Below are 12,513 nucleotides of genomic sequence, written 5' to 3'. Positions count from 1 at the left end.
TGCATGTCGAGGACAGGCGCGGCGATAGTTGGTGGGCCGTCTGCGAGGAACACCGCGCCGCGTCTTCGGTTTTGAGTGCCATGCTCCCGGCCGAGTAGCACACGGCTCCGGAGGCCCCTTGCGTCCCGGGCGTTCGCACTGGTCACAGGCCTGCCGTTGATCCTCTTGCGCCATCCTGTCCACGGATAGGCCGCAGCTCGGTGATCAGGGTGTAGTCAGCTCCCTGTGTGGGCCGAGTCGCCACCGTGAAGGTATGACGACGCCCTGTCGTCAGTCGGCCACAAGTTAGTCGCCGAAGAACGTGATGTGGATCGGTGAGCGTTGCTTGTCATCGGCGGCCACTGCCGCGCAGCCTTGCACAGCCCGCAGACGTTCCGCCGCGGGTCAAATCTGTGAGCCCATGAAGGTTGGCAGCTTGAGCATGGGTATGAGTGCCGAGTATCTGAGCAGCTGGGGGGGCAAGTGAGTGGACTCGCGGACCAACTGCCCGCACTTGTTGGGGTGGTTGTTGGCGGCGTCATGTCGTACGCCGCTGGAGCGGTGACTGAGCGAAGTCGGTGGCGCAGGCAGCAGGCAACACGTTGGGACGAGCGCCTGCTTCAGGCATACAGCGACTACGCCCATGCAGTGAAGGAATGCGCCAGCTACTACCTGCGACTGGCCGCCGGCCGCAACTTGACGGATCACCCGGCGCCCATTGAGTCGACCAATGACGTATTGGAACAAGCAGCAACCGCCGAGCGCCGACGATCAGCCATGGTGGAACCCATGAGCCTGCTGGCCGACGCTCGTACGGCTGATGCGGTACGAGCACTCAACCGCAGCCTCTGGCATCTTGAGTGGTTGGCCCGCGGGAGAAAGGCGGGAGACACCGCTATTTGGGCCCAGGCCTTCAGCGACTACAGGACTGCGCGGGCCGAGTTCTATCAGCACGCAAGAAGGAGCCTGCAGGTCGCTGAGATGACGGACCTGCAGGAAGCACCCTGGCCGCCCAGTTGGCGGCCGGTTCGGGAACCTTCTGATCCGTAGCTCTGGGGAGATCAGACATTGAAGGTCATACAGGCCGCTCCGGGGCTGCTGATAGGCGGTACTGGCCATGGTCGACTTCTGTTGGTTGCTGTACTTCGCTGCTGTACTGCAGCCGCCCAGGGGCCCTTTCACTCCTACCCGTTCTGCCTGTGTGCGGTTGGCGCGGCACCTCTGATCTCTGATCAGACTGAATGTGGTGTTCTCCCGAGCGTCCGCCTCGGTCCCGTGTGACTGGGCTGCGTGTGACGGTTTGGTTTGGCAGTGATCCGCTCACTGCCCGAACGCCGGTCGGACAGCGAGCGCAGCGAGCACTTGATGACGTAGGGAAACTCGGTCCGCGCTGGGACTCAACTAGCTCTAAAACTGACGATCATCGTTGACACCTGAGCCTCCGATCAGTACGGAGATCCACATGCCGGCAGTGGATTTCCTTGATCCACTCCCCAGTCACTCCCGAAACATCCAGAACGCAGGTCAGGCCCGGTCTTCCATGATGGAAGACCGGGCCTGACCTGGTGTTTCAGCTGTCGGGGTGGCGGGATTTGAACCCACGACCTCTTCGTCCCGAACGAAGCGCGCTGCCAAGCTGCGCTACACCCCGATGTCACCGCTGTCGCGGCGACATCGATTACTTTAGCCCACCCGCGCTCCCAGACGAAATCCGGTTTTCGCCGCACTCCAGGCGGCTCCACCGGCAGGCTCCGCACCTCTACGAGGCCCGTCCTCAGTCGCGCCCCACCAGCGTCAGCAGTGTCGCCTCCGGGGGGCACGCGAACCGCACCGGCGTGTAGCGGTTCGTGCCGCAGCCTGCCGAGACGTGCAGGTAGGAGACGTTGCCTGCCGTGCTGTGGGTGGAAAGGCCCTTCGCGCGGGCCGTGTCCAGGTCGCAGTTGGTGACCAGCGCTCCGTAGAAGGGGACGCAGAGCTGTCCGCCGTGGGTGTGGCCCGCCAGGATCAGGGGGTAGCCGTCCGCCGCGAAAGCGTCCAGCGAGCGCAGATACGGGGCATGGACCACGGCCAGGGACAGGTCGGCGCCCGGCTCCGGGCCGCCCGTGACGGCGTCGTAGCGGTCGCGCTTGATGTGAGGGTCGTCGAGGCCGGTGAAGGCCAGTTCGTAGCCGTCCAGCTTCAGGCGGCCGCGGGTGTTGGTCAGGTTCACCCAGCCGGCCTCGTCGAAGGCGTCGCGCAGGACCTCCCACGGGTTGTGGACCACGCCGACTGCCGGAGCGTTGCCGTTCAGGCCGTGCTTGCCCCGTGCCTTCTCGATGAGATAGCGAGCCGGGTTGCGCAGCTTGGGGCCGTAGTAGTCGTTGGAGCCGAAGACATAGACGCCGGGGAAGTCGAGCAGCGGGCCAAGGGCGTCGAGGACCTCGGGCACGCCCTCCGGGTCGGACAGGTTGTCGCCCGTGTTGACCACGAAGTCCGGGCGCAGGCCTGCGAGCGACTGGAGCCAGGCGCGTTTCTTGCGCTGGCCGCACACCATGTGGATGTCGGAGACCTGGAGTACGCGCAGCGGCCGCATCCCGTGCGGCAGAACCGGGACCGTCAGCCGTCGGAGCCGGAAGGAGCGGACCTCGAAGCCGGCGGCGTAGGCGAGGCCGGCCGCGCCGAATGCCGTGATTCCCAGGGATACTCCGTAGCGTGCGTGCATGCGCCCATCGTTGCAGATCCGGTGGGTTGTGGGCGCGGGCGGGCGGGTCCCCCGGGCCTGCCCGACGTCCCGCTCGACATCGCCTCCGGCCCGCCCGATGTCGCCGCCGGTACGTCCGACGTCGCCTTCGGCACGTTCGACCTCGCGCCTTCGCGCAGTGGCAGCGCGAGCAGCAGGCCGAGGCAGATCCAGACGTACGTATTACTCCCCAGGAAGCCGTCGATGCCGCCGGCGCCCCAGCTCCACAGCCATACGACGCTGCTGCAGAGGAGCACATAGATCGTTCCGGCCCACCTCAGCAGCAGCCTCCTTCGCCGCGGGTCCTCCGTGCCCGCGCGCAGTCCGGCGTCGGTGAGGACGGCGAGGGCCGGAAAGACCCAGACCAAGTGGTGCACCCAGGTGACCGGGCTGATCAGGCAGGCAGTCAGGCCGGTGAGCGCGAAACCCGCAAGTTCGTCACCCGCGGCGACCGCACGGCGTACCCGCCAGACCCAGACGCAGAGGAGTACGAGTACGCCGAGCGCCCACACCGTACGGCTCGGGTCGTCCGGTTCGGCGAGTCGAGCCAGTACGCCCTGCCAGGACTGGTTGGAGACATAGGCGAGCCTGCCCACGCGGTCCGTGTCCCACATCGCGTCAGTCCAGTAGACACGCGAGGCGCCGGGGGCCAGCCACAGCGCGAGGAGCGTCGCGCTGATCGCGACACCCGAGGCTGTCGCGGCGGCCCGCCAGCGGCGGGTGACCAGCAGATAGCCGATGAAGATGGCCGGGGTGAGCTTGATCGCGGCCGCGAGACCGATGCCGAGGCCCGCGAGCCGCCCCAGGCCGGCGGCCCCTCCTCGTCCCGCGAACCGCCCGCCGCCCACCGTCCCTCCCCGTCCTGCAGCCCTCCCGCCGCCCGTGGAAAGCAGCCACGCATCCGCCAGCACCAGCGCCAGCAGCAGCAGATTCACCTGGCCGAAGCTGAATGTGTCGCGGACCGGCTCCAGCAGGGCGAACAGACAGCCCGCGACGGCGAACGTGTACCACCGGCTCCAGCCCTGCCGGCGGACGACCGCGGCGGCCGAGCAGTACAGCACCGCGGCCGCCGCCGAGACATTGAGCAGCACACTGATCGCGACGGCGCCCGGCCAGCCGATCAGGATCATCGGCAGCATGCAGATCGCGGCGAACGGCGGGTAGGTGAAGCCGTAGTGCGTCCCCGGCACGAGGTAGTCGTAGATGCGGCCGCCCTGCTGCCAGCTGTCGACGGCTCCGTAGTAGACGCGGAGGTCGAACCAGTGCCGGTGCAGCGGGACCGTCGCGAGGAAGAGTGCGGTCGCTACCGCCAGGCCCGCGACGAGGAACAGCCGCCCGCGCGTGCTCCTGGGCCGCCAGGTCATGGTCATGCCGCGCTCCCCATGAGGCAGGTCGTCATGAGCCAGGTCGTGAGCCAGGTCATCGTCATGCGGCGCTCCCCAGAGCGTCGGTCCCGGCATGTGACGCCCCACGCCCCGCGATGCGATGCGCGCACCACAGCGCCAGCACAGCCAGGACCCCGCCGCACGTCGCCAGCGCCAGCTGTGGCCCCTCCGGAGCGAAACCGCTCGGCAGTACGGCCAGGGCCAGCACCGCGCTCGCGGCCGCGACCGCCCGCCGCACGGGTCTGTCCGGCCCGGCGGCGGCTATCAGGAACAGCCCCCACAGCACGTACCAGGGCCGTATCGCCGGACCGAGGACGGCTACCGCGATCAGGCTCAGCCCCAGTGCGTACACCGGACGCAGCCGATGGTGACGCCGCCACGCGACCAGTACGGTCAGTGCGGTGGCGGCCAGTCCCGCCAAGTGCCAGGCGGGGGCGGCGAATTCGGCCAGGCCGCTGCCCGCGCTCGTAAGCAGCGCGCCGGTCATCCGGCCCAGTGATGAGGTGATCGACCAGTTCTGCGGCGATACGGGAGTGTCCAGAGCGCCTATCCAGCCGTAGCCCGTGCCCGCGACGGCTGTCGTCACCGCCGTCGTCGCCGCAGCGATGCCCACCACTGCAAGACCGGCCCTCAGCCGTGGCGTCCGGCCCCCCAGCTGACGGCCCCAGAGCAGGGCGACAGCGACCAGCCCCAGCGCGGCGGGAGCCTTCACCAGCGCGGCGAGCGTGACCAGTACGGCGGCGAGGATCGGCCATCGTCCGAGCGCCGCGACCAGGCCCGCGCCCAGCAGGCCGAGCATGATCGCGTCATTGTGGGCCCCGCCGACGAGATGCAGCAGCACGAGCGGATTGAGCGCCCCGAGCCAGAGGGCCGCGGCCGAGTCCGCCCCGCAGCGACGGGCCAGCGCCGGCAGACAGAACACCATCACCGCGACCCCCAGCAGTGCGACGAAGCGCATGCCGAGCACTCCGACGGACACCTCAGTACGCGCGAGGTCCGCTATCGCCGTCGCGCAGGCGAGGAACAGCGGGCCGTACGGAGTGGGGGTGTGCTGCCAGAGCGGCGCGACCTCGTCGGTCAGCGGTCCGCCGAGCCGGGACGGCCCGTTCGCATACACATCTATCTGTGCGTCGACCATCGCGCCCTGGGCGAGATAGCTGTACACATCGCGGCTGAAGAGGGGCGGCGCCAGCAGCAACGGCGCTGCCCACAGCCCGAGCGTGAGCAACAGGGTGCGCGGGGCGGGCGGTTCGGGGCCGCGCACCGCCCGGCCAAGCAGCGCCCAGGCCGCGACCAGCAGTACGAGTCCGAAGTACGTGACGACCAGGCCGAGCGCCGCCCGGCCGGACTCCGGCGCAAGAGCCTCCCGTACGGGCAGCGCACCCGCGGTCACGCCACCCGCGGCAAGCGCTCCCGAGCCCACCAGCCCCAGCAGTTGGCAGCGGCGGGTGTCGACGGGAAGGGGGACGGCGAGCATCTGTGCAGCCTGTCAACGGGCGGTGGCCGCAAGGCGACGTGGTCGTCGCCATCGAGCGGCCGCCATATGTCGGCCACATGACGAACACACGGACGGACGCAGGGAGAGACGGAGACGCGGACGGACGCAGGCGCGGACACCCGCGACCCCCACCACGCGAAATGCAAGGGCGTGCACATCTGCGTACCTGCCACACTTGGCCGCATGACCACCCTCAAGTCCAAGCTGCACGAAGACCTCACCACCGCCATCAAGGCGCGGGACGAGCTGCGCTCCTCGACCCTTCGGCTGACCCTCTCCGCTATCTCCAAGGAGGAGGTCTCGGGCAAGACGGCCCGCGAGCTCTCCGACGACGAGGTGCAGAAGGTGATCGCCAAGGAGGCGAAGAAGCGCCGTGAGGCGGCCGATGCCTTCGCTCAGGGCGGCCGGCCCGAGCAGGCCGAGCGCGAGAAGGCGGAGGGCGTCATCCTCGACGCCTACCTGCCGCAGCAGCTGTCGGACGACGAGCTCCGCGCCATCGTCGCGCAGGCCGTCGAGGAGGCGAAGGCCGCCGGCGCCGAGGGGCCGCGTGCCATGGGTGCCGTCATGAAGATCGTGAACCCGAAGGTGGCGGGCCGCGCCGAGGGTGGTCGGGTGGCCGCCACGGTGAAGCAGCTCCTCGCGGGCTGAGCGACGGTAGACAGCGACGGTAGATACAGAGAACACGGTAGATACCGAGAACAGAGAGAGGGGACCCGGCAGCCAGGCCGGGTCCCCTCTCTCTGTCGCTTCTACAGGCAGTCAGCCCCTACGGGAACTTCCCGCCGTTCCCGCCGCCGTTGGTCTGGCCGCGGTTGGTCCCGCCGCCCAGGATGTCCGGCGGGATCGAGATACCCGGCCACGGCTCCTGCCCGCCGTTGCCATGGCCCGGCTTGTCGTCCGGCTTGTCGGGCTTCTCCTTCGGCGGGTCCGGGATCACGACGCTGTTGAACGGCGGCGCTTCCTTCCCCTCCAGCGCCCCGTTCATCGCGTCCCGCCAGATCGGTCCGGGGACCTGACCACCGAAGACCTTGTCCTCGTACTTTCCGCCGATGTAGATCCTCTCCATCTTCACCTGCTGGGTGGGGCTGCCGACCCAGACGGCCCCGGACAGGTTCGGGGTGTAGCCGACGAACCAGGCGTTCTTGCGGCCGTCCGTCGTACCCGTCTTGCCCGCGTTGTCACGGCTCTGCAGACCCGCCTGCTGACCCGTACCGGAATCGATCACTCCGCGCAGCAGTGTGTTGATGGTGTCCGCGGTCCGCTCGCTCATGGCCTTGGTGCAGGTGCTCTGCGGCACCTCCAGGTTCTTGCCGTCGGCCGTCCTGATCGACTCGATGGCGGTCGGCGTGCAGTACGTGCCGCGGTTGGCGAAGGTCGCGTACGCATTGGCCATGGTCAGCGGGGAGATGCCGGTGGAGCCCAGGGTCAGCGCGGAGGGCTCCTCGGGCAGCTTCTTGCCGTTGCCCTGCACCACTCCGAGCCGCTGGGTCATCTCCATCACCGGGCAGAGACCGATGTCGGCGATCATCTGCACGAAGTAGGTGTTGACCGACTTCGCCATCGCGTCCTTGAGGGCGTACGGACCGACCTCGGACTCGTTCTCGTTCTCCAGGCGCTGATCGCCGAGGTTGACCCACGGCTTTCCACTGCAGGTCGCCACCTGGGAGGGATAGGGCATCTCGTACGGCGCCGGATACATCTGCGTCGGCGGCTTGCCCTGCTCTATCGCCGCCGAGGCGACGAACGGCTTGAAGGTCGAGCCGACCGGGAAGCCGTAGTTCGAGCCGCCCATCCCCTGGTTGACCGAGTAGTTGATCTGCGTCTCGGTCTTTCCGAAGCCGTACGGCCGCGACTGGCCCATCGCCAGGATCTTGCCGCTGCCGGGCTGGACCATCGTCACCGCGGTGGCGACGTCGTCCGTCTGGTAGACGTGATCCTTGATCGACCTCTGTGCCGACTTCTGCGCCTGCGGGTCGAGGGTCGTCTTGATCGTCAGGCCGCCCCGGTTCCAGACTTTGGCCCGGTCCTCCTTGGTCTTGCCGAAGACCGGGTCGGAGAGGAACACCTCGCGTACGTAGTCGCAGAAGAAGCCGGCGCCGCTGGCCGCGGTGATGCAGCCGTTCTTCGGCTTGCTGACCTTCAGCTTGATCGGGGCCGCCTTGGCCTTGTCGGCGTCCACCTGGGTGATGTCGCGTACGTCGGCCATGCGCTGCAGCACGGTGTTGCGACGCTTGATCGCCTCCTGCGCGTCATTGACCGGGTCGTAGCGGCTGGGGGACTGGACGATGCCCGCGAGCATCGCGGCCTCCTCCAGCTTCAGGTCCTTGGCCGACTTGGAGAAGTAGCGGTGCGAGGCCGCCTCGATGCCGTAGGCCTGCTGCCCGAAGAAGGTGATGTTGAGGTAGTTCTCGAGGATCTTCTTCTTGCCCAGCTCTTCCTCGACCTGGATCGCGAACTTGAGTTCCTGGATCTTGCGGCCGAGCGTCTGCTGGGTGGCCTGGGCGACCTTGTCGGGGTCGTCACCGGCCTCCTCCACGAAGACGTTCTTCACGTACTGCTGGGTGAGGGTGGAAGCGCCCTGGGAGACCCCGCCCGACTGGGCGTTGCGGTTGAGTGCGCGCAGCACACCCTTGAGGTCGATCGCACCGTGCTCGTAGAAGCGCGAGTCCTCGATCGCGACGATCGCCTTCTGCATGTACGGGGAGATGTCCTTGAGCGGCACCACCGTGCGGTCGCGGGAGTAGACCGTGGCGATCTGCCCGCCCTGCGAGTCCAGGATCGTGGTGCGCTGGCTCAGCGGTGGCGTCTTGAGGTTGGCGGGGATCTCGTCGAATCCCTTCACCGTTCCCTTGGCCGCTAGTCCCAGTGCGCCGACGGCCGGCAGGGCGATGCCTGCCAGCACAGCTCCGGAGAGCACGCTGACACCGAGGAACTTGGCGGCCTGCTGGGTCCCTGTCAGACCTCCGCCGGAGCGCTTCTTTGCCATGGGGGGCAGCCTACGTTCTGAATCGCCGGACACGCGTATATGCCTTGGCCTAAGCTGCTCTCAACTGTCACAGCCGTGCGGTTCTGCATCAAGCCCTTCCAAGACCCCCCTGCATCCCGAATCTTGCGGGCTCATGTCCGAATCCGCCTCATGCGTCGTCCGACGTCCGTTGTGGCTCAGCCGAACTGCCCCCATTTGTCCAGATAGTCACGTATGCCCCCACCTCACTCCCCTGGGTGATCTGCCGCGTACCCATAGTCCGTTCGGGCCATTCAAGATTGGGCCCGAAGGGGGTGTTGCGCTGTGCCCACCTTCCGTAACGTCCTCAACTGGCAGCGGTGAATATGCCGCTGCCGCCGTGGGGGAGCCTCGATTCGGGAGAGGACGGCACCGGCATGGGCTGGGTAACCGACTGGAGTGCGCAGGCAGCCTGCCGCACTACCGATCCGGATGAACTGTTTGTACAAGGGGCAGCGCAGAACAGGGCCAAGGCGGTGTGCACCGGTTGCCCGGTGCGGACCGAGTGCCTGGCCGATGCGCTCGACAACCACGTCGAGTTCGGCGTCTGGGGCGGAATGACCGAGAGGGAGCGTCGCGCACTGCTGCGCAGGCGTCCCACGGTCACCTCCTGGCGAAGACTGCTGGAGACCGCGCGCACGGAGTACGAGCGCAGCGCGGGCATTCTGCCCGTGGGTCTCGACGACGACGAGACGTACGAGACGTACGCAGCGGTGGGGTAGCCCACGGAACACGGTGAGGTAGTCCTCGGTGGGACAGTCCGCGGTGGGGTAGCCCTCCGCGGGGCAGCCCACGAGGGTCCCGCACGCGAGGTTCGCGTGAACCGGGAGCCCGTAGAGGGGATATCAACCCGCTGTTGTCTCTACACAGCTCCGGCCGGATCGCCACCACCGGTCGCGAGTCGATCACCGATGGCCCGAAGGCCGGCGAGATCGTGTACATCGCCGGGCAGCGCGGGCACTTGGGCAACCGCCACCTCGGGGTGGAGTGCGGTGAAGCGGTCGCGCGTCCGCTGTTCGCGCGCGAGCACCTGCATCCGTTCGGCGTGCAGGCGCAGCAGCCCCGCGGTCAGTTGTTCCGTGGTGTGGTCGGTGTGGTCGGTTTCGTCCACGGACGGGGATTCGGGAGAGGCGCCCGTGGCGTCACGAACACCAGTCTTCCCGGACCTCTGATCCACAATGCGGCCCTCGTCAAGATTTTCTGCGGCGGCAAGCGCCCGCTCGGCGGACAGCCGGGCGGCGCCGCTGCCATGGACCCGGTTGAGGACCAGACCGGCCAGCGGCATCTCCTCCGCCGCCAGTCGCTCCACGAAGTACGCCGCCTCCCGCAGCGCGTCCCGCTCCGGCGCCGCGACCACCAAAAACGCTGTGCCGGGCGCCTGCAGCAGCCGGTAGGTGGCATCGGCCCGGGTGCGGAAGCCGCCGAACATGGTGTCCATCGCGGCCACGAAAGTCTGCACATCGCGCAGGAGTTGACCGCCGAGCAGTTTGCCGAGCGTCCCCGTCATCATCGACATGCCGACATTGAGGAACTTCATCCCCGCCCGGCCGCCCATCTTCGCCGGCGCCATCAGCAGCTTGATGAACTTGCCGTCCAGGAAGGACCCGAGACGCCCCGGCGCATCCAGGAAGTCGAGGGCGGAGCGCGACGGCGGGGTGTCGACGACGATCAGGTCCCACTCGTCGCGGGCGCGCAGCTGCCCCAGCTTCTCCATCGCCATGTACTCCTGCGTGCCCGCGAAACCGGCCGACAGGGACTGGTAGAAGGGGTTCTCCAGGATCGCCCGGGCCCGCTCGGCGTCCGCGTGCGCCTCGACGATCTCGTCGAAGGTGCGCTTCATGTCGAGCATCATGGCGTGCAGTTCACCCTCGCCCTCGATGCCCTTGACCCGGCGCGGGGTGTTGTCGAGGGAGTCGATGCCCATGGACTGGGCGAGCCTGCGAGCCGGGTCGATGGTCAGGACGACCACCTTGCGGCCGCGCTCGGCCGCCCGTACCCCGAGAGCCGCGGCGGTCGTCGTCTTGCCGACGCCGCCGGAGCCGCAGCACACGATGATCCGCGTGGCCGGGTTGTCGATGAGCGGGTCGACTTCGAGGGTGGCCGACGCGTCCAGGGTCATGAGCCGGTCCCTTGCTTCCGCAGTTCCTTGGAAAGTTGGTAGAGCCCCGCCAGGTCGACTCCCTCGCTGAGCAGGGGGAGTTCGTACGTGGGCAGATCGAGGCCGGAGAGCGTGGCGCGCTGCTCACGCTCCAGCTCGACGCGCTGGGCGTGGTCCGCGGCCTGCTCCAGGAGCGGGGTGACGAGCTTCGCGGAGCCGCTGACGCCCGCCGCCGTGAGCACCTTGGCGATGTCCGCGCGCCGGCCGCCGGCCGCGCTGCGGACCGCATCCTCGTCGAGGATGTGCGGGCGCACCATGTTCACGATCGCCTTGCCGACGGGGAGCCCTGCGGCACGCAGTTCGGCGACGCCGTCCGCGGTCTCCTGGACCGGCATCTCCTCGAGGAGCGTCACCAGGTGGACCGCTGTCTCGGGAGACTTGAGGACGCGCATCACGGCCTGGGCCTGATTGTGTATCGGGCCGAACTTCGCAAGTCCGGCCACTTCGTCGTTCACATTGAGGAACCGGGTGATGCGGCCGGTGGGCGGGGCGTCCATCACCACGTAGTCGTACACGTACGAGCCCTGCTTGGTCCTGCGGCGTACGGCCTCGCAGGCCTTGCCGGTCAGCAGGACGTCCCGTACGCCCGGTGCGACCGTGGTCGCGAAGTCGATGGCGCCGAGTTTCTTGAGCGCGCGGCCCGCACTGCCCAGCTTGTAGAACATCTGGAGGTAGTCGAGGAGGGCGCGTTCGGCGTCAATGGCCAGCGCGAACACCTCTCCGCCGCCCGACGAGACGGCGATCTTCCGCTCCTCGTACGGAAGTGCCTCCGTCTCGAAGAGCTGTGCGATGCCCTGTCTGCCCTCGACCTCGATGAGGAGTGTCCGCTTTCCCTCGGTGGCGAGGGCGAGCGCGAGGGCGGCGGCGACCGTCGTCTTACCGGTACCACCCTTGCCGCTGACGACCTGGAGCCTGCTCACGTATTCGAGCCTAACCAGTCGGGCGGCGGGCTACGCACGAGGCTGCCCGCAGGTGCGGGTGAGGTGCGGCTACAGTCGGCTCCATGACCAAGTGGGAATACGCGACCGTGCCCCTTCTCGTGCACGCGACCAAGCAGATTCTGGACACCTGGGGCGAGGACGGCTGGGAGCTCGTCCAGGTCGTCCCCGGGCCGAACAACCCCGAGCAGCTCGTGGCATACCTGAAGCGGGAGAAGGCATGACCGGCGTCGTCGACAGAAAGCTGGCGGAGCTCGGGCTGACGCTGCCGGAGGTCGTGCCGCCGCTGGCCGCGTACCAGCCGGCCGTGGTGTCGGGTGCGTACGTCTACACCGCGGGCCAGCTCCCGATGGTTGAGGGCAAGCTTCCGGTCACCGGAAAGGTGGGCGGCGAGGTCACCCCCGAGGAGGCCAAGGAGCTCGCCCGCACCTGCGCGCTCAATGCGCTGGCGGCCGTGAAGTCGGTCGTCGGCGATCTGGACCGGATTGCCCGGGTTGTGAAGGTTGTTGGCTTTGTCGCTTCGGCGTCGGACTTCACCGGGCAGCCTGGTGTGATCAACGGCGCGAGCGAGCTGCTGGGCGAGGTGCTGGGCGACAAGGGTGTGCACGCGCGCAGTGCGGTGGGCGTCGCGGTACTGCCGCTGGATGCCCCGGTGGAGGTCGAGATCCAGGTCGAGCTAGTCCAGGACTGACTCCTCGTTCAGGGCTGACTCCTGGTCCAGGGCTGACTCCTCGTCCACGCTTCAGGACTGACCCGTCATTCAGCACAGAGCGCCGCTTGTACGGGACTGAAGCTCCTGGTCAGGCCATGTGCAAGGCCCCGTGTCCGCCGG

Annotated in this window: 11 protein-coding genes and 1 tRNA gene; 5 read left to right on the top strand and 7 right to left on the bottom strand. The window is 68.1% G+C overall.

What is annotated here, in order from left to right; translation table 11 throughout:
* The first annotated feature begins 462 nt into the window (after positions 1–462).
* Complete coding sequence (locus OG729_RS18115; RefSeq protein WP_405807072.1) at positions 463–1,029, top strand: hypothetical protein; 567 nt, start codon at positions 463–465, stop codon at positions 1,027–1,029.
* A 527-nt stretch (positions 1,030–1,556) separates the two neighbouring features.
* On the opposite strand, the gene OG729_RS18110 is transcribed toward OG729_RS18115, so the two are convergent.
* The 4 genes from OG729_RS18110 to mptB form a co-directional block, all read right to left on the bottom strand.
* A tRNA-Pro gene (locus OG729_RS18110) sits at positions 1,557–1,630 on the bottom strand.
* A 123-nt stretch (positions 1,631–1,753) separates the two neighbouring features.
* The gene (locus tag OG729_RS18105; protein WP_360880515.1) at positions 1,754–2,680 is read right to left on the bottom strand and encodes a metallophosphoesterase; all 927 of its coding nucleotides are present in this window, start codon (positions 2,678–2,680) and stop codon (positions 1,754–1,756) included.
* Positions 2,575–4,068, bottom strand: coding sequence for a glycosyltransferase 87 family protein (locus tag OG729_RS18100; RefSeq protein ID WP_405807071.1), 1,494 nt, complete (start codon positions 4,066–4,068; stop codon positions 2,575–2,577). The genes OG729_RS18105 and OG729_RS18100 overlap by 106 nt, the downstream gene beginning before the upstream one ends.
* Before the next feature lie 55 nt (positions 4,069–4,123).
* Entirely contained in the window at positions 4,124–5,560 is a 1,437-nt protein-coding gene (gene mptB / locus OG729_RS18095) for a polyprenol phosphomannose-dependent alpha 1,6 mannosyltransferase MptB (protein ID WP_405807070.1), read from the bottom strand.
* Between the two features lie 204 nt (positions 5,561–5,764).
* Between mptB and OG729_RS18090 the strand changes: the two genes are divergently transcribed.
* Positions 5,765–6,229, top strand: a complete 465-nt coding sequence (locus tag OG729_RS18090; protein WP_405807068.1) for a GatB/YqeY domain-containing protein — start codon at positions 5,765–5,767, stop codon at positions 6,227–6,229.
* Positions 6,230–6,347: 118 nt separating this feature from the next.
* Here OG729_RS18090 and OG729_RS18085 read toward each other — a convergent pair whose 3' ends face one another.
* Positions 6,348–8,567, bottom strand: coding sequence for a transglycosylase domain-containing protein (locus OG729_RS18085; protein WP_405807067.1), 2,220 nt, complete (start codon positions 8,565–8,567; stop codon positions 6,348–6,350).
* Between the two features lie 395 nt (positions 8,568–8,962).
* Here OG729_RS18085 and OG729_RS18080 point away from each other — a divergent pair, with 395 nt between their 5' ends.
* A complete protein-coding gene (locus OG729_RS18080; RefSeq protein WP_360880570.1) occupies positions 8,963–9,307 on the top strand; it encodes a WhiB family transcriptional regulator in 345 nt (114 codons plus the stop codon).
* 140 nt (positions 9,308–9,447) lie between these two features.
* Here the strand turns inward: OG729_RS18080 and OG729_RS18075 are convergent, their stop codons facing one another.
* Positions 9,448–10,704, bottom strand: a complete 1,257-nt coding sequence (locus OG729_RS18075; protein WP_405807065.1) for an ArsA family ATPase — start codon at positions 10,702–10,704, stop codon at positions 9,448–9,450.
* On the bottom strand, positions 10,701–11,663 hold the full coding sequence (locus tag OG729_RS18070; protein WP_360880576.1) for an ArsA-related P-loop ATPase: 963 nt from the start codon (positions 11,661–11,663) through the stop codon (positions 10,701–10,703). Before OG729_RS18070 ends, OG729_RS18075 begins: the two co-directional genes overlap by 4 nt.
* 83 nt (positions 11,664–11,746) lie before the next feature.
* Here OG729_RS18070 and OG729_RS18065 point away from each other — a divergent pair, with 83 nt between their 5' ends.
* Positions 11,747–11,905 (top strand): DUF4177 domain-containing protein, encoded by a 159-nt coding sequence (locus OG729_RS18065; protein WP_003967454.1) that lies wholly within the window; start codon positions 11,747–11,749, stop codon positions 11,903–11,905.
* On the top strand, positions 11,902–12,372 hold the full coding sequence (locus OG729_RS18060; RefSeq protein WP_360880578.1) for a RidA family protein: 471 nt from the start codon (positions 11,902–11,904) through the stop codon (positions 12,370–12,372). The genes OG729_RS18065 and OG729_RS18060 overlap by 4 nt, the downstream gene beginning before the upstream one ends.
* Positions 12,373–12,513 lie beyond the last annotated feature (141 nt).

This window comes from Streptomyces sp. NBC_00210 (genome assembly GCF_045160975.1).
In the GTDB taxonomy this organism is placed as follows: Bacteria; Actinomycetota; Actinomycetes; order Streptomycetales; family Streptomycetaceae; genus Streptomyces.
This window is presented reverse-complemented; position numbering and strand designations above follow the sequence as displayed.

Coding starts and splice junctions, on each gene's coding strand:
- OG729_RS18105 (WP_360880515.1), bottom strand. CDS start 2,680: ATGCACGCACGCTACGGAGTATCCCTGGGAATCACGGCATTCGGCGCG.
- OG729_RS18100 (WP_405807071.1), bottom strand. CDS start 4,068: ATGACCATGACCTGGCGGCCCAGGAGCACGCGCGGGCGGCTGTTCCTC.
- mptB (WP_405807070.1), bottom strand. CDS start 5,560: ATGCTCGCCGTCCCCCTTCCCGTCGACACCCGCCGCTGCCAACTGCTG.
- OG729_RS18090 (WP_405807068.1), top strand. CDS start 5,765: ATGACCACCCTCAAGTCCAAGCTGCACGAAGACCTCACCACCGCCATC.
- OG729_RS18085 (WP_405807067.1), bottom strand. CDS start 8,567: ATGGCAAAGAAGCGCTCCGGCGGAGGTCTGACAGGGACCCAGCAGGCC.
- OG729_RS18080 (WP_360880570.1), top strand. CDS start 8,963: ATGGGCTGGGTAACCGACTGGAGTGCGCAGGCAGCCTGCCGCACTACC.
- OG729_RS18075 (WP_405807065.1), bottom strand. CDS start 10,704: ATGACCCTGGACGCGTCGGCCACCCTCGAAGTCGACCCGCTCATCGAC.
- OG729_RS18065 (WP_003967454.1), top strand. CDS start 11,747: ATGACCAAGTGGGAATACGCGACCGTGCCCCTTCTCGTGCACGCGACC.
- OG729_RS18060 (WP_360880578.1), top strand. CDS start 11,902: ATGACCGGCGTCGTCGACAGAAAGCTGGCGGAGCTCGGGCTGACGCTG.